Here is a 15,785-nt window from a genome sequence, read left to right as displayed (position 1 = left end):
GGAGAAGCAATGTTACAAAGTCTTCAACAAGATCATCAAAATATCGCTAAATTGCTGAAGGTGTTAGAGCAGAAGTTGGCTCATATTCGCAATGAAAAAGCGGTTAAATATAAGTTGATCGCCCATATCATTAGCTACATGCAAGAGTACGCAGACCGTTATCACCACCCTAAAGAAGATCTTATTTATGATTACTACGTGAAATACCGTGTAGTAGAGGATGATTTATCCAATCAACTTAAGAAGCAGCATGAAAATCTTATGGCGATGACCGATGAGTTGAGCGATATCTTAGATATCATCTTGCTTGACGCAGTGGTTCCACTGGATCAATTTAGTGACAAGCTGGAAGCCTTTATTAATGCTCAGTGGGAACACCTTAATTACGAAGAGGATGTTGTTTTCCCTGCCTTAAAACGCCACCTTACAGCGGATGATTGGCGCGCAATTGAGCAAAGCTGGCAGCACGGTAATTACGAAGACCCATTATTTGGTCACCGTGTTCATGAGCAATATAAAGCTTTGTCTGAGCGAATTAAGCTGTCTCAACCTCAAGAAGAAGAGTAAAGAGTATAATTTAAGCAAATAAAAAACCCGGCTAAAGCCGGGTTTTTTTGTTTAGTATTCGTACTCTGATTGAAGATCAAAACTGTGGTCGATTGACTGTAGTTCTTTTTGTAAGCGAATCTTATCTTTAATTGCCTCAATCTCTCGCCACTTACGTTTCTTATTTGAACTGCGAGAAGATTTGCTGGTTTCAACAGTATCCAAGTCTAGCCTATCCATGGTTATCTCCTTGTATGTTGTTGCAATTTAATAAGTACCATACGAGCACAAAAAGTAAAATACTAATGTTGCAAAATAGTTACAGTGGCTCACTTTTTTAGGCTTTTTTTGCGAGATTTTCTAAGCTTTATCTGTAGTTGCTATTTGTAGCTCTGGATTTTTATACCGTTAATTTATATCAATGTGAGTTTTTATCTTGTTTTTGTTATATATCAAAGCATAGTCGCGCGCAGTTCCTTAAAATCCGCGTCCATTCAAACCTAGCTTAGGTTTTTAACCAACATTAAACGTAAGGTGAATCCGAACCATGAATGAGATTGTGAACTGGTTAAACGATGTGTTGTGGGGCAACTTGCTCATCTACTTGTTGTTGGGTACGGGTGTGTTGTTCACTGTAAGAACCAAATTTATTCAATTTCGCCATTTTGGTCATATGTTTTCGGTAATGAAGTCTAGCCGTAAATGTGATGCTAGTGGTATCTCCTCATTTCAAGCTTTATGTACTAGTCTTGCGGCGCGGGTAGGTACCGGTAATTTAGCTGGTGTGGCTGTTGCGGTAACCTTAGGTGGGCCTGGAGCGGTATTTTGGATGTGGCTAATCGCCTTGTTGGGTATGGCAACTAGCTTTGCTGAAAGCAGCTTAGCCCAGCTTTATAAAGTAAAAGACAGCGATGGTAATTTTCGCGGTGGCCCGTCTTATTACATGGAACAAGGCTTAGGCAAACGTTGGATGGGCGTGGTATTTGCCATTTGTCTAATTATTGCATTTGGCTTGGTGTTTAACGCCGTACAAGCTAACTCTATCGCCTCTGCTTTGCATGAAGCATTTGGCTTTGAGAAATACCTAGTAGGCTTAGTACTGGTGATAGCGGCTGCGCTAATTATTTTTGGCGGTATTCGCAGCATCGCTCGTTTTGCCGAGTTGGTGGTGCCAGTGATGGCCTTAGCTTATGTGGTAGTGGCCTTGCTGGTTGTATTGGCGAATATTCAACAAATGCCAGAGGTGTTCGGCCTTATCTTCCGCTCGGCTTTTGGTTTTGAGGAGGCTGGTGCTGGTGCTTTAGGTGCGGCTATGATGAACGGTATTAAGCGTGGCTTATTCTCTAATGAAGCTGGTATGGGTAGTGCGCCTAATGCAGCTGCCACAGCAACGCCCTATCCACCACACCCTGCTTCTCAGGGCTATGTGCAAATGCTTGGGGTATTTATCGACACTGTGGTGATTTGTACTGCCACTGCAGCGATTATTTTGCTTAGCCATAACGAGCAACTTACCGGTGATGGCATTGCACTAACCCAGCAAGCTTTAAGTGGTCAAGTGGGTGCCTGGGGAAGCTACTTTGTCGGTATTGCGATTATTTTCTTTGCTTTCACATCGATAGTGGGTAACTACTCGTATGCAGAAACTAACTTAATCTTCTTAGAGCACAACCATAAAGCCGGTTTGTGGATCTTCCGTTTATTGGTACTAGCAATGGTAATGGTAGGCGCAGTGGTGAAGATTGACATTATTTGGAATTTAGCTGATGTATCTATGGGCTTTATGGCGCTAGTTAACCTTGTGGCAATTTTGATGCTCTCTGGTGTGGTAGTGAAACTAGCCTCTGACTACAATCGTCAGCTAGACGCTGGCAAAGTGCCAAGTTTCAACAGCGACGAGTACCCAGAATTGAAACAGCAAATAGATAAAGATATTTGGTCTGGCTCAAGTAAATAGAAGGCTTAGTTCTTCAAACAAAAAAGCCTCGATAATATCGAGGCTTTTTATTAACTAATTTAAGTGAACTACTAGTATTGCTCGGCGCACCAGCTTTCAAAAATTAAGGCGGCGGCTAGGCTATCTACAGCGCCTTTTTCTAAGGCTTTATAACCGCCTAACTCAAATAACTTTTCTTTGGCGTCTACCGTGGTCAAGCGCTCATCTTGCATCGCAATTGGGTAGCCAAAACGGCCATGTAGGCGGTTGGCGAACTTCTTGGCTCGGTTGGTGAGATCTTGCTCGGTGCCGTCCATGTTAAGCGGCAAACCAATTACCAGTAGATCGGGCTGCCATAGCTTGAGCAGTTCTTCTAAAGTTTGCCAATTTGGAATGCCATCTTGAGCTTTGATGGCGGCCAGCGGCTTAGCTGAGCCCGTTAACTCTTGACCGATGGCAACACCAATACTTTTGGTTCCAAAGTCAAAAGCAAGGGCTGAGCGCTCTCCAGATCTGGCCATTAAGCGTGACCTACTTGGTTAGATAATTGCCAGATATCAATGCCCAAACTTTTGGCCGCGGCTTCCCAACGTTTGTGAATGGGGGTTGAGAAAATAATGTCGGTACTGGCCGGTAAGGTTAGCCAAGAGTTTTCAGCAATCTCTTGCTCCAGCTGTCCCGCTTCCCAGCTGGCATAACCTAAGGTGACGATATAATCACTGGGCTGGGAATCAGTGCCTAAGGTGTCGAGCACGTCCTTAGATGTGGTGACCATGAGCTCTTCACTCACTTTTAAGCTGCTGCTAAAGCCTTTTACCGGTGAGTGCAGCACAAAGCCTCGCTCCTGCGACACAGGACCGCCTTGATAAACCGGGCGGTCCAAATCTTCACGGATCATTTCTACTTGGTCTTGCAGTTCTATTTGTTGCAGCAGCGATTCTACCGACAAGTCTACCGGTACATTAATCACCAGGCCCATTGCGCCTTCTTCATTATGTTCACACATATAGACTACCGAGCGTTTGAAGAAGGGGTCTTCTAGGCTAGGCATGGCGATTAAAAACTGATTCTGCAAAGTGTTCATTGCGTCCAAATTAACCCTTTTAACTACTTAGGTTGATGATTTAAGTCTAGCTTCTATTGCATCCATTAACTTACCGGTAATGGAAATATCGTAGGCTGCTTCAATTTCTTTGATGCAGGTAGGGCTAGTGACGTTTATTTCAGTCACCTTATCGCCAATCACATCTAAGCCTACAAATACTAAGCCTTTTTCTTTTAGAGCCTGGCCTATGGCATTAGCGATGTGCCAGTCACTGTCTGATAGTGGTTGAGCAACACCTCGGCCACCTGCAGCCAAGTTGCCACGGGTTTCGCCTTTCGATGGAATGCGCGCTAAGCAATAGGGCATAGGCTCGCCATCTACGATCAAAATGCGTTTATCGCCATCTACAATCTCTGGGATGAATTTCTGCGCCATGCAGTACTCTTGACCATGATTAGTGAGCGTTTCGAGTATCACGCCAACATTTGGGTCGCCTTCTTTTAGGCGAAAGATAGATGCGCCGCCCATGCCATCTAGCGGTTTCATAATGACGTCTTTGTGTTGCTGGTGGAAAGCTTTTAAGCGCGGCATATCACTGCTAACTAGCGTAGTTGGGGTAAACTCGGCAAACCAAGCAGTAAACAATTTCTCGTTAGCGTCGCGTAAGCTTTGCGGCTTGTTAATGATTAAGCTGCCCTCAGCTTCAGCGCGCTCTAAAATATATGTAGCGTAGATAAACTCGGTATCAAATGGAGGATCTTTACGCATTAAAATGACATCTAGCTCACTCAAGCTTTGATCCACTTCACTGCCTAATTCATACCATGATTGCTCGTCATGTTGTACGGCTAATGGGCGCATATTCGCTGCAGCTCTGCCGCCATCTAAATAGAGATCTTGCATCTCCATGTAGTAAATCTCGTAGCCGCGTGATTGAGCTTCTAGCAACATGGCGAAACTAGAATCTTTTTTGATGTTAATGTCGGCGATGGGATCCATCACGATACCAAGTTTAATGCTCATTTATGCTAAGTCTCCAAATTGACATTGCAAAGCGGTTATAGCCGTAAGGGCTGCGGTTTCGGTTCGCAGTACCCGCGGCCCTAAAATTGTCTCTTGAAACTGATGCTGATTGCAGTTCTCAATTTCTTGCTCGCTTAAGCCACCTTCTGGCCCAATAAGTAGCCTTACTCCGTGTTCAGGAGTTGGCAGGGTCTTAATGCTATATGGGGCCTTTGGGTGCAAATTCAACTTCATAGCGGCAGACTCTTCACTGGCCCATTGCTCTAGGCTTTGTAGTGGTGCTATTTCTGGCACAACACTGCGCCCCGACTGCTCGCAAGCAGCAATAGCAATTTTTTGCCATTGTTGGCGCTTCTTCTCAAAGCGCTCTTGGTTGAGCTTGACCCCACAACGCTCGCTGGTGAGAGGAGTGATTTTATTTACTCCCAATTCCACAGATTTTTGAATGGTAAATTCCATTCTGTCACCACGAGAAATCACTTGGCCTAGATGGATATGCAGAGGAGACTCGCTAGGGTTAGCGGTAGCTGCGGTAATTTTCACCGACACATGCTTTTTACTGGCGCTTTCTATTTGTGCTGCGTAGTTATTGCCATCGTTATTAAACAGCTCAAGTTGCTGGCCTGTTTCCATGCGCAGTACCCGCCCAACGTGATTGGCTGCTTCATCATCAAGCTCTGTGACCATGTTTAGCGAGAGCGGCTGAGAGTGGAAAATTCGTGGAATGCGCATGGTGAAAAATAGGCCCTTTGGGTTGTTGTAATGGTTAAGGATTTGACCGTTAAAGGATAAACCTAAAAAGTAGTTAAGCCTAGAATAGCAAAACTAGAATTACAGTTATTTTGTATTATTTGTTGATTTATATCCTGATTCCTTCATATTGTTGCTTTTGTCGATAACGAAAAGGAAATCGTGTTGTTTATTAAATGGACTTTACCTCTAGCCTCTTTATTTCTCTTTAGTGGCTGTGCGAACCTAAATCAAAATGCAGAGAGCATTGCGTTGGCTTATCAAGCTGATCCTGCATCTTCAATATCAGAAGAGACCAAGGAGCTGGTATTAAGCCATTGTAATACCGACGTGGAAACTCCTCCTTATTTACGCCAGCAATGTTATTTCAAAGGAGATGTTTTGGTTATTGAACGCAGGCTTCGTGATAAACGTAGGGGCTGGACTGCAAATTCAGTCGGTATAATGGAAAGCTGGCTTACTAAAGTTGTTTGTGACGAAAGTAATTACTTAGAGAACTCTGCACTTAACGATGGCTTAGGCTTTATGGTTGACCTTAAAGGTGGTCGTAATGGCTTACCTACGAAGGTGATTTCAAAAGAGAGTTGTATAGCGAGTGAACAAACTTAGCATTGAAAGAGTGGTTGTTGGCAGTTTCGACATTGATAACTGGCCCCTTTTAGCACTTTGTTATGACGCCGAACGCTTAATTGATGAACTTGGCAGGCACAGCGATATTCAAAACTGCTTAGCTGTAGTTGTTCTAGTGAGTAGTTGTGAGTGGTAGCTGCGGGGCAGTTAAAAACCTGCTGCATTATCTGTTGCCATTCTACACCGTGGGGTTTTACTCGACCGTAAACCGCGTGGCAGACCAGATGAGCCACTTCATGAGGGACGGTTTGTGCTAAAAAGTGTTCTGGTTGCTGCTGATAAAAGTGGGCGTTAAAACGCAAGCGCCATTGGCTTAAATTGGCACTGCCCGCCACTTTACTTTTTCGCGATGACAGCACCAGCTCGGGGCGCTGAAAGCTTTGCTTAAAATAGCTTTCAGCCAGCCTAAAGCACTGTTCTACTTGATGAGTTAATTGCTGCACAAATTGAATTCTTAGACTTAGCCAATAAAAAAGCCGAAAGGATAATCGACGATTATACGCTTTCGGCTTAATTTAACGAGTGAGCAATAGCTTATAAGCCAGCTTCACTCTTTAGTAGTTCTGCTTTATCAGTCGCTTCCCAAGGGAACTCTTCACGACCAAAGTGACCGTAAGCAGCGGTTGCTTTATAGATTGGGCGCTCCAAATCTAGCATGCTTAAAATACCGTAAGGGCGCAGGTCAAAGTGCTTACGCACTAGAGCCACTAATTTGTCATCGGCAATTTTGCCAGTGCCAAAGGTATCAATGCTGATTGAAGTCGGCTCCGCTACACCAATTGCATACGATACTTGAATCTCACAGCGATCGGCTAAACCTGCGGCAACAATATTTTTAGCTACATAGCGGCCAGCATATGCGGCACTGCGGTCAACTTTTGAAGGATCTTTACCAGAGAATGCACCGCCACCATGACGTGCCATGCCGCCGTAAGTGTCTACAATAATTTTACGACCGGTTAAGCCACAATCACCCATTGGGCCACCAATTACAAAGCGGCCAGTAGGGTTAATGTGAAACTGGGTCTTATCGTTAAGCCACTGTGCAGGTAGTACTGGCTTAATGATTTCTTCCATTACGGCTTCACGTAAATCGGTAGTAGAAATACTGTCACAGTGCTGTGTAGACAAAACTACAGCGTCAATGCCAGTGATAATGCCATTCTCGTAAGCAAAGGTAACTTGTGATTTAGCATCTGGGCGTAACCAGTCAAGCGTGCCATTTTTGCGCACTTCTGCTTGGCGCTTAACCAGCAAGTGTGAGTAAGTAATTGGTGCAGGCATTAACACGTCGGTTTCGTTGGTGGCATAACCAAACATTAAACCTTGGTCACCAGCGCCTTGATCTTCTGGGCGTGAGCGGTCTACACCTTGGTTAATGTCTGGGCTTTGTTTGCCCACAACGTTAAGCACAGCGCAAGAGTCAGCATCAAAACCCATATCTGAGTGGGTGTAGCCAATGTCACGTACTGTTGAGCGAGCAAGTTCTTCGATATCAACCCAGGCTGAGGTATTGATTTCGCCGCCTACCATTACCATGCCGGTTTTTACATAGGTTTCACAGGCTACACGTGCCTTTGGGTCTTGCTCTAAGATTGCGTCCAATACTGCATCGGAGATTTGATCTGCAATTTTGTCTGGATGCCCTTCAGACACTGATTCTGAAGTAAATAAATGAGTAGCCATGTTTATATCTCGTAAATGGAATTATATACGTATGGATGTTTTACCATCTGGACGTCTATTCTAAGTGAGGGGTAAAAGATTTGCTAGCGCTTATTAATGAAAATAATTCACATTGGCCGATTAGTTTTATTGAATTTGTCCATTAATACGCAGGCTTTCAATTTTAAGATCTTAGCAAAAACTATTTTGTTGCTAATCGCTTAGCTATCTTTAGGGGCTGGTGGTATGTCAGAACGGCAGATACAGAGCACTGCATAGAAAAGACTATAGATGGTGGTTGTTAGAGCTTAGCTTGAACTACAAATCACTTAGCCACTTTGAAAGCGGCTAAGTGTACAATTTTGAGTGCAAGTTGCGTTGTTAGGGTTTGCTCAGCTCGTGCTTGATCCAGTTGCTCATGTTTTGCCTGGTTTCAAGTCCGGTTTTTCGAGCGATTTCTTCGTCGCCACGCACAATCACTACGACCGGCAGAGTAGAAACTTGATACTTGCTACGAGCGGCTCTGTCTTCACTCAAGTTAATTAGCTCAATTTTTTTGTCGTTCTGCTGGTTATAAAGCAGCACTAAATCAGCTTGAATTTTACTTTGGTCATTTCGGTCATGCACAAAAGAGACTAAGCGAATCGGAGGACGAGGGCTACGGGTTAAATCTAGGCACTGGCCGCCATCATCGTATTCTTTACATGACCAAACAAAGTCGTGGTACTTAAGAGTTTGTGAATAGAAGTATTGGCCAGCATCGAACTTTTTGATGCTAGGTATGTGCTTGGTCGTTTCACCATGTTCATCGGTGAAGCTTTTAATCACTCTACTATTAGCTTGAAAGGTGGTGGTGTCGGTATTTACGGCAGCAAAAACGTGACCTGAAAACCAAGCCATTATTAACAGTACAACTGGGCGGCGCATAAAAAAAATCCCTATAAAATACAAAGCCACTATTAATATCCGTGTCATTCTAGAACACTTAAGCCTGCAAGCCTATCGTATTTTTCTGTGATACCGTTCTCATTTTCATTTCGCCTAGTTTTTCCGGTGAATAGCTCCTTTCTTGTCTTATTTGACAGGTATTATCGGCTCATTTTTGCTGGTTAGGGTTTTGCTATTTGTAATGCTGGGACTGAGCTATTCGTTTCTGCATTTGTTGGGAGAGCGCTGCTCAGTTTATCTAGCTACTTACATTTAACTTTGCTGCAACTGTTCACTATCTAGCGTTTTGTTTTCTTCTTTAACTAGAACGGGGCTATTGATTAAGCGGATTTGCGCATTGAGTAGTTGCTGCTCAATTAAACTGGGTGAACGGAAGATATATTTGGCAATAGCACTGGCGCACAAACACGCCACTATGGCTGGAATAACAATTTCAACCTGCATGGTTTGTTCGGTAATTAGTAAAAACGCTGCCCAGGGAGTGCGAAATACTGCGCCAAACATGGCGCCCATACCTACTATCACTAGCATTAAGTCTGCGCTGTTAGGAATAACCTCGCCAATGATACTGCCTAAAATACCGCCAATTACCAACATGGGGCCTAAACTGCCACCGGGTAGGGCAAAGGCTAAAGCTACAGTGGTTAAGATGATCCTAGCTAATAACCAGAGGTGCTGTTGGCCAAGGTCTAGCTCCCAATAAAGTAAACCGTTTGGCGTAATAGGTTCTAAACCTAACCATTGAGGGTTTAGCAGTCCTGCTAAAGCGGTCACACTAGCCGCAATAGTTACTGCATAGTTGCGGTTAAGTTTAGGCATGGCGCGAATAAGCTTAACCAGCAAAGTAGCAAATACACCACACAACATGCCGAGTAAGGCAAACTGCGCTAAACCATGCCATTCAAAAGACTGCGGAGGCAGGTTAATTGTTAACATGCTTCCACCATGCAATTGCGATATAACGCTAGCTGTTGCTGCCACCACCGCTATGGTGGCGATAGAGCGCCAATTAAAGCGGCGCATCACCAATTCATAAGCTATCACCGTACCGGCCAATGGCGCATTAAATAAAGCCGCTACTGCCGCGGCAGTGCCACATGCAACACTTAAGCGTACTTGACCTTCGGTTAAGCGCGCGGAGTAAGACAAATTACTGGCAACAACCGCACTTAGATAACAGGCTGGGCCTACTATTCCCACAGCATAGCCACCCCACGTTAATAGCAGGCCTACCGCAAACTGGTATATCAGGTTACCCCAGTGCAGCTGCCCCTCATCAAAGTGATATGCCTTCACTACAAAAATTAAACCCACTTGTTTGTAAAGACTAAATAAGCGCTCAAACAACAGAATACAAATAGCTGCAATAAAGGGCAGTGAATAAGCAGGTAAGGGCGAATCAAGAAACTGATTAGGATTTAGGTGGGCGAGATCACTAAACAATAATGCTAAGCCACTGGAGAACAAACCTATGAACAGGTAAACAAAAAAACTGCGGCTGCGAAAAGCAAAGTTGTTCGCCATTTTTTGTTTAACGTCCTTGTTTGGTTCTTATATCAAGACTTTATCACGAAGATTCAAACTGTAAATATGCGATTGCTTAAGCATTCAGCAGAAAAAATGCATAAAACTGGAGATTCTTTTTAGATAAATATTGAGTAACACCGTTGACTTTGTGACAATACGCGCCTCTCGATACCCAATAGCCCTAATATTTGCAGGAGAAATTCATGTCTTCTCGTCGTCAATACGCCAACGCTATTCGTGCTTTAAGCATGGATGCAGTTCAGCAAGCTAACTCTGGTCACCCTGGTGCACCAATGGGAATGGCAGACATTGCTGAAGTTCTATGGCGCGACTTTTTGAAACATAACCCAACTGACCCAAACTGGGCAGACCGTGACCGCTTTATTCTATCTAACGGCCATGGCTCAATGTTGCTGTATTCTCTACTGCACCTTTCTGGGTATCAGCTACCTATTGAAGAGCTTAAAAACTTCCGTCAGCTGCATTCTAAAACGCCTGGTCACCCAGAGTACGGATATGCACCTGGCGTAGAAACCACCACTGGCCCATTAGGCCAAGGTATTACCAACGCAGTTGGTATGGCGCTAGCCGAGAAAATCTTAGCGGCTCAATTTAACCGCGATGGCTTCCCAGTAGTTGATCACTACACTTACACTTTCCTTGGTGACGGTTGTTTGATGGAAGGTATCTCGCACGAAGCATGTTCTTTGGCGGGTACTCAAGGCTTAGGCAAACTTATCGCATTTTGGGATGACAACGGCATCTCGATTGATGGTGAAGTTGAAGGTTGGTTTACCGATGACACCGTTAAGCGTTTTGAATCCTACGGTTGGCACGTAATTGGTGGCGTAGATGGTCACGACAGTGAAGCTATTAGCGCTGCAATTAAAGCTGCTCAAGCTGAAACTACTCGCCCAACCATGATTTGTTGTAAAACTGTGATTGGTTTTGGTTCGCCAAACAAATCTGGTAGCCACGATTGTCACGGTGCTCCATTAGGCGCTGAAGAAATCGCAGCTGCCCGCGAATTCTTAAACTGGCCACACGCTGCTTTTGATATTCCACAAGATGTTTATCAAGCGTGGGATGCCAAACCTAATGGTGAGAAGGCGCAATCTGAATGGAATCAGTTATTTGCTGGTTATGAAGCTGCTCACCCAGCATTGGCTGCTGAATTTAAGCGTCGTGTTGATGGTCAACTACCTGCCGACTGGAAAGAATTTGCCGATAACTACATTAGCGAGTTGCAAGAAAGCCAAGCTAAAATTGCTACCCGCCAATCTTCACAAAAAACACTAGAAGCCTTTGGTCCTAAATTGCCAGAGCTACTAGGTGGTAGTGCTGACTTAGCGCCATCTAACCTTACTATGTGGTCTGGATCTGAAGCTGTTACTGCTGAAGATGCTTCAGGCAACTACATGCACTACGGTGTTCGTGAGTTTGGTATGTCGGCCATTATGAACGGCATTACTTTGCACGGCGGCCTAAAAGCTTACGGTGCAACTTTCTTAATGTTTATGGAATACGCGCGTAACGCTTTGCGTATGGCTGCATTAATGAAGCAACCTGCGATTTTTGTATACACGCACGATTCAATTGGTTTGGGCGAAGATGGCCCAACTCACCAAGCAGTAGAGCAAACTGCAAGCTTACGCTTAACGCCTAACATGAGCACCTGGCGCCCATGTGACTCGGTTGAGTCTGCAGTAGCTTGGCGTCATGCGGTAGAACGCAGCGACGGCCCAACCTCACTAATTTTCTCTCGCCAAGGTCTAGCGCCGCAAGCGCGTGATGCTCAGCAGTTAGCTGACGTAGCACGTGGTGGTTACGTGCTTAAAGACAGTGCAGGTACACCAGAGTTAATCTTAATTGCGACCGGTTCTGAAGTAGAACTAGCGGTTGCGGCTTACGAAGAGCTGACTGCTGCTGGTAAAGCGGTACGAGTAGTGTCTATGCCTGCTACCGATGTATTTGATGCGCAATCTGCTGAATACCGTGAATCTGTACTACCTAATGCTGTGCGCAAGCGTATTGCAGTAGAAGCCGGTATTGCTGACTTCTGGTACAAGTACGTTGGCTTCGACGGCAAAGTTCTAGGTATGACCACCTTTGGTGAATCAGCGCCTGCTGGTGAACTATTCAAGCTATTTGGCTTCACTAAAGAAAACTTAGTGAGCATGGCTAACGAACTACTATAAGCGCTAGCTTGGTGTAAGTTCAGTAAAAAATAGAACCCTCTGCTAAGAGGGTTCTTTGTTTCAGCGTTATCAAAAGGCGATATGTATGCCTAAGCAAGCTATTAGAGTAGCCATTAACGGGTTTGGTCGTATAGGCCGAAGTGTGGTTCGCGCTCTTTTTGAATCTCATCGTCAGCATCAAATCAAAATTGTCGCGATTAACGAATTGGCAAGCCCAGAAGCCATGGCTCACCTGCTTAAGTACGATTCTACTCACGGTACTTTTGCCGAAGATGTACTACTACAAGGCGAAACATTGCTGGTGGAAGGGCAAGTTATACAGCTGCTACATCAAAGCGATCCCAGCACACTACCTTGGCAAGATCTGGAAGTAGATATTGTGATGGAGTGTACTGGCCGTTTTAGCTCGGTAGCCGATGCGCAAATGCATATTGACGCGGGTGCTAAGAAAGTTTTGTTTTCTCATCCTGCCGATCCTTGCGTAGACCAAACAGTAGTCTATGGTGTAAATGACCAGCTATTAAGTGCAGTCGATAAAGTGGTGTCAAATGGCTCTTGTACCACCAATTGCATTGTGCCGGTGATACAGGTCTTAGATGAAGCCTTTGGGGTTGAATGTGGTACTATTACTACAATTCACTCGGCAATGAACGACCAACAAGTGATTGATGCCTACCATACAGACTTACGTAGAACACGTGCTGCAGGGCAATCAATTATCCCTGTTGATACTAAGCTAGCCAAAGGTGTAGAGCGGATCTTGCCTAAATTTGCAGGTAAATTTGAAGCAATTGCGGTAAGGGTGCCAACGCAGAACGTTACGGCGATGGACTTAAGTGTAACATTGTGTAAAAAAGTTACAGTTTCTGATATAAATCAAGCCATCCAAGCGGCAACTTGCGGTAAATTAAGCGGCATCTTGAGTTATACCGAAGAACCATTGGTGTCTATCGATTTTAATCACGATAGTCATTCAAGCATTATAGACGGTTCACAAACCCGGGTAAGCGGCGAACATTTAGTAAAAGTGTTGGCCTGGTGTGACAACGAGTGGGGCTTTGCCAACCGTATGTTAGACACCGCAGAGTTAATGAGTAACACGGAATTGTAGGTTTAGCCATGCTGGCTAAACTGTAAGTTTAAATTGAAACTATAGAGGACAGATAATGTCAATTATCAAAATGACCGACTTAGATCTTGCAGGCAAACGCGTATTTATCCGTGCTGATCTAAACGTTCCAGTAAAAGACGGAAAAGTAACTTCAGATGCGCGTATTCTTGCATCTCTTCCTACCATCAAGCGTTGTCTAGAAGCTGGCGCTAAAGTAATGGTTACTTCTCACCTAGGTCGTCCAACTGAAGGCGAATACGCAGAAGAGTTCTCTCTAGCTCCTGTAGTTAACTACTTAAACGACGCATTAGACTGTGACGTTAAATTAGCTAAAGATTACCTAAATGGCCTAGAGCTAAACACTGGTGAGTTGGTTGTTCTTGAGAACGTTCGCTTCAACAAAGGCGAAAAGAAAAACGAAGAAGAGCTATCTAAGAAGTATGCTGCATTGTGTGACATCTTCGTTATGGACGCATTTGGTACTGCTCACCGCGCCCAAGCTTCAACTCACGGTGTAGGTACTAACGCTCCTGTAGCATGTGCTGGTCCTCTTTTAGCTGCTGAGCTAGAAGCATTAGGTAAAGCGATGGACAACCCAGAGCGTCCATTAGTAGCAATTGTTGGTGGTTCTAAAGTTTCTACTAAACTAACCGTACTTGAGTCTTTATCTAAAATTGCTGACCAACTAGTAGTAGGTGGTGGTATTGCTAACACCTTTATCGCTGCTGACGGCCACAACGTAGGTAAGTCTTTATACGAAGCTGACCTAGTAGATACTGCTAAAAAGCTAATGAAAGAGTGTGCGATTCCAGTAGCTACTGATGTTGCATGTGCTAAAGCATTTGACGAAAACGCAGAAGCAGAAATTAAGCCAGTATCTGAAGTACAAGACGACGACATGATCTTCGACTTAGGTCCAGATTCTACAGCAGCACTAGCTGAAATTATTGGCAATGCTAAAACAATCCTTTGGAATGGCCCAGTTGGCGTATTCGAATTCAAAAACTTCGAAGCTGGTACTGCGGGTATTTCTAAAGCCATCGCAGAATCTGCGGGCTTCTCTGTAGCGGGCGGCGGTGATACACTAGCGGCCATCGACAAGTTTGGTATTAAAGCCGATGTTTCTTACATCTCTACTGGCGGCGGCGCTTTCCTAGAGTTTGTAGAAGGCAAAGTATTACCAGCTGTAGCCATGCTTGAAGAGCGTGCAAAAGGCTAATTACTTGATCGGGAGCTTCGGCTCCCGTTTTCTGTATTAGAATGTTCTATGCAGAAATGAATAATTTTTAATCAATAAGACTAAATGGAACCATTGCTATGTCTAAGATCTTTGACGCAGTTAAGCCAGGTGTAATCTCTGGTGATGACGTACAGAAAGTTTTCGAAATTGCTAAAGAAAACAAATTCGCTTTGCCAGCAGTTAACGTAGTTAACACTGACTCAATCAACGGTGTTCTAGAAGCTGCTGCTAAAGTTAAAGCTCCAGTTGTAGTTCAGTTCTCTAACGGCGGTGCAGGTTTCTTCGCTGGTAAAGGTCTGAAACTTGAAGGACAAGAAGTACAAATCAAAGGTGCTGTAGCTGGTGCTAAATACGTTCACGCAATTGCTGAATCTTACGGCGTTCCTGTGATTCTTCACACTGACCACGCTGCTAAGAAATTGCTACCTTGGATTGACGGCCTACTAGACGCTGGTGAAGAGTTCTTCGCACAAACTGGCAAGCCATTATTCTCTTCCCACATGATTGACTTAAGTGAAGAGTCTCTAGAAGAGAACATTGAGATCTGTGGTAAGTACCTAGAGCGCATGGCTAAAATGGACATGACGCTAGAAATTGAACTAGGTTGTACTGGTGGTGAAGAAGACGGCGTAGACAACTCTGATATGGACGCGTCTGAGCTTTACACTTCTCCAGAAGACGTAGCTTACGCTTACGAAAAACTTAACCCAATTAGCCCTCGTTTCACTATTGCGGCTTCTTTCGGTAACGTACACGGTGTTTACCAGGCGGGTAACGTTGTACTTACTCCTACTATTCTTCGTGATTCTCAAGCTTACTGTGCAGAGAAATTTGGTATTGCACCAAATGCACTTAACTTTGTTTTCCACGGTGGTTCAGGTTCTTCAGAAGCTGAAATCCAAGAGTCAATTGGTTACGGTGTTATCAAAATGAACATCGATACTGATACTCAGTGGGCAACTTGGAATGGTATCCGTGAATATGAAGCGGCTAACCGTGAATACTTGCAGGGTCAAATCGGTAACCCTAAAGGTGCTGACCAACCTAACAAGAAGTTCTACGACCCTCGTGTTTGGTTACGCGCTGGTCAATCAGGCATGGTTACTCGCCTAGAAAAAGCTTTTGCTGACCTAAATGCAGTAGACGTACTGTAATTTAGTCATCAA

16 protein-coding genes are annotated in these 15,785 nt (G+C 44.4%); 7 read left to right on the top strand and 9 right to left on the bottom strand.

Annotated features, from left to right (window positions below):
• The first annotated feature begins 9 nt into the window (after positions 1 to 9).
• Positions 10 to 567, top strand: coding sequence for a hemerythrin domain-containing protein (locus OV592_RS17795; RefSeq protein ID WP_016400855.1), 558 nt, complete (start codon positions 10 to 12; stop codon positions 565 to 567).
• A gap of 51 nt (positions 568 to 618) precedes the next feature.
• Here OV592_RS17795 and OV592_RS17790 read toward each other — a convergent pair whose 3' ends face one another.
• Positions 619 to 786: a DUF3545 family protein gene (locus OV592_RS17790; RefSeq protein ID WP_016400856.1), complete on the bottom strand. Its 168-nt coding sequence runs from the start codon at positions 784 to 786 to the stop codon at positions 619 to 621.
• 307 nt (positions 787 to 1,093) lie between these two features.
• Here OV592_RS17790 and OV592_RS17785 point away from each other — a divergent pair, with 307 nt between their 5' ends.
• A complete protein-coding gene (locus OV592_RS17785) occupies positions 1,094 to 2,503 on the top strand; it encodes a sodium:alanine symporter family protein (protein ID WP_016400857.1) in 1,410 nt (469 codons plus the stop codon).
• Positions 2,504 to 2,574: 71 nt separating this feature from the next.
• On the opposite strand, the gene ruvX is transcribed toward OV592_RS17785, so the two are convergent.
• Genes ruvX through rsmE form a run of 4 tightly spaced genes read right to left on the bottom strand, consistent with a single transcriptional unit; the run spans position 2,575 to position 5,282 of the window.
• Complete coding sequence (gene ruvX / locus OV592_RS17780) at positions 2,575 to 3,003, bottom strand: Holliday junction resolvase RuvX (protein WP_016400858.1); 429 nt, start codon at positions 3,001 to 3,003, stop codon at positions 2,575 to 2,577.
• Positions 3,003 to 3,566 (bottom strand): YqgE/AlgH family protein, encoded by a 564-nt coding sequence (locus OV592_RS17775; RefSeq protein WP_016400859.1) that lies wholly within the window; start codon positions 3,564 to 3,566, stop codon positions 3,003 to 3,005. Before OV592_RS17775 ends, ruvX begins: the two co-directional genes overlap by 1 nt.
• A 27-nt stretch (positions 3,567 to 3,593) precedes the next feature.
• On the bottom strand, positions 3,594 to 4,550 hold the full coding sequence (gene gshB, locus OV592_RS17770; RefSeq protein ID WP_406609523.1) for a glutathione synthase: 957 nt from the start codon (positions 4,548 to 4,550) through the stop codon (positions 3,594 to 3,596).
• On the bottom strand, positions 4,551 to 5,282 hold the full coding sequence (rsmE, locus tag OV592_RS17765) for a 16S rRNA (uracil(1498)-N(3))-methyltransferase (protein WP_406609522.1): 732 nt from the start codon (positions 5,280 to 5,282) through the stop codon (positions 4,551 to 4,553).
• 183 nt (positions 5,283 to 5,465) lie between these two features.
• On the opposite strand from rsmE, the gene OV592_RS17760 reads away from it, so the two are divergent.
• Positions 5,466 to 5,909: a hypothetical protein gene (locus OV592_RS17760; protein WP_406609521.1), complete on the top strand. Its 444-nt coding sequence runs from the start codon at positions 5,466 to 5,468 to the stop codon at positions 5,907 to 5,909.
• Here OV592_RS17760 and OV592_RS17755 read toward each other — a convergent pair.
• The 4 genes from OV592_RS17755 to OV592_RS17740 all read right to left on the bottom strand — a co-directional run bounded on the left by OV592_RS17755 (position 5,906) and on the right by OV592_RS17740 (position 10,067).
• Complete coding sequence (locus OV592_RS17755; RefSeq protein WP_406609520.1) at positions 5,906 to 6,373, bottom strand: SprT family zinc-dependent metalloprotease; 468 nt, start codon at positions 6,371 to 6,373, stop codon at positions 5,906 to 5,908. The genes OV592_RS17760 and OV592_RS17755 overlap by 4 nt on opposite strands.
• A 91-nt stretch (positions 6,374 to 6,464) precedes the next feature.
• Positions 6,465 to 7,616, bottom strand: coding sequence for a methionine adenosyltransferase (gene metK / locus OV592_RS17750; RefSeq protein WP_406609519.1), 1,152 nt, complete (start codon positions 7,614 to 7,616; stop codon positions 6,465 to 6,467).
• Between the two features lie 360 nt (positions 7,617 to 7,976).
• The gene (locus OV592_RS17745) at positions 7,977 to 8,522 is read right to left on the bottom strand and encodes a hypothetical protein (RefSeq protein WP_406609518.1); all 546 of its coding nucleotides are present in this window, start codon (positions 8,520 to 8,522) and stop codon (positions 7,977 to 7,979) included.
• Between the two features lie 273 nt (positions 8,523 to 8,795).
• Positions 8,796 to 10,067, bottom strand: coding sequence for a chloride channel protein (locus tag OV592_RS17740; protein WP_406609517.1), 1,272 nt, complete (start codon positions 10,065 to 10,067; stop codon positions 8,796 to 8,798).
• A gap of 206 nt (positions 10,068 to 10,273) precedes the next feature.
• Between OV592_RS17740 and tkt the strand changes: the two genes are divergently transcribed.
• The 4 genes from tkt to fbaA all read left to right on the top strand — a co-directional run bounded on the left by tkt (position 10,274) and on the right by fbaA (position 15,773).
• Positions 10,274 to 12,268 carry a transketolase gene (gene tkt, locus OV592_RS17735; RefSeq protein ID WP_016400867.1) on the top strand — a complete coding sequence of 665 codons (1,995 nt, stop codon included), beginning with the start codon at positions 10,274 to 10,276 and terminating at the stop codon, positions 12,266 to 12,268.
• A gap of 85 nt (positions 12,269 to 12,353) precedes the next feature.
• Entirely contained in the window at positions 12,354 to 13,379 is a 1,026-nt protein-coding gene (gene epd, locus OV592_RS17730; RefSeq protein ID WP_406609516.1) for an erythrose-4-phosphate dehydrogenase, read from the top strand.
• Positions 13,380 to 13,434: 55 nt separating this feature from the next.
• A complete protein-coding gene (locus tag OV592_RS17725) occupies positions 13,435 to 14,598 on the top strand; it encodes a phosphoglycerate kinase (RefSeq protein WP_406609515.1) in 1,164 nt (387 codons plus the stop codon).
• 98 nt (positions 14,599 to 14,696) lie between these two features.
• Positions 14,697 to 15,773 (top strand): class II fructose-bisphosphate aldolase, encoded by a 1,077-nt coding sequence (gene fbaA, locus OV592_RS17720; protein WP_016400870.1) that lies wholly within the window; start codon positions 14,697 to 14,699, stop codon positions 15,771 to 15,773.
• The last annotated feature ends 12 nt before the right edge of the window (positions 15,774 to 15,785 follow it).

The sequence above is a fragment of the Agarivorans sp. JK6 genome, assembly GCF_045277145.1.
Lineage (GTDB): Bacteria > Pseudomonadota > Gammaproteobacteria > Enterobacterales > Celerinatantimonadaceae > Agarivorans > Agarivorans albus.
This window is presented reverse-complemented; position numbering and strand designations above follow the sequence as displayed.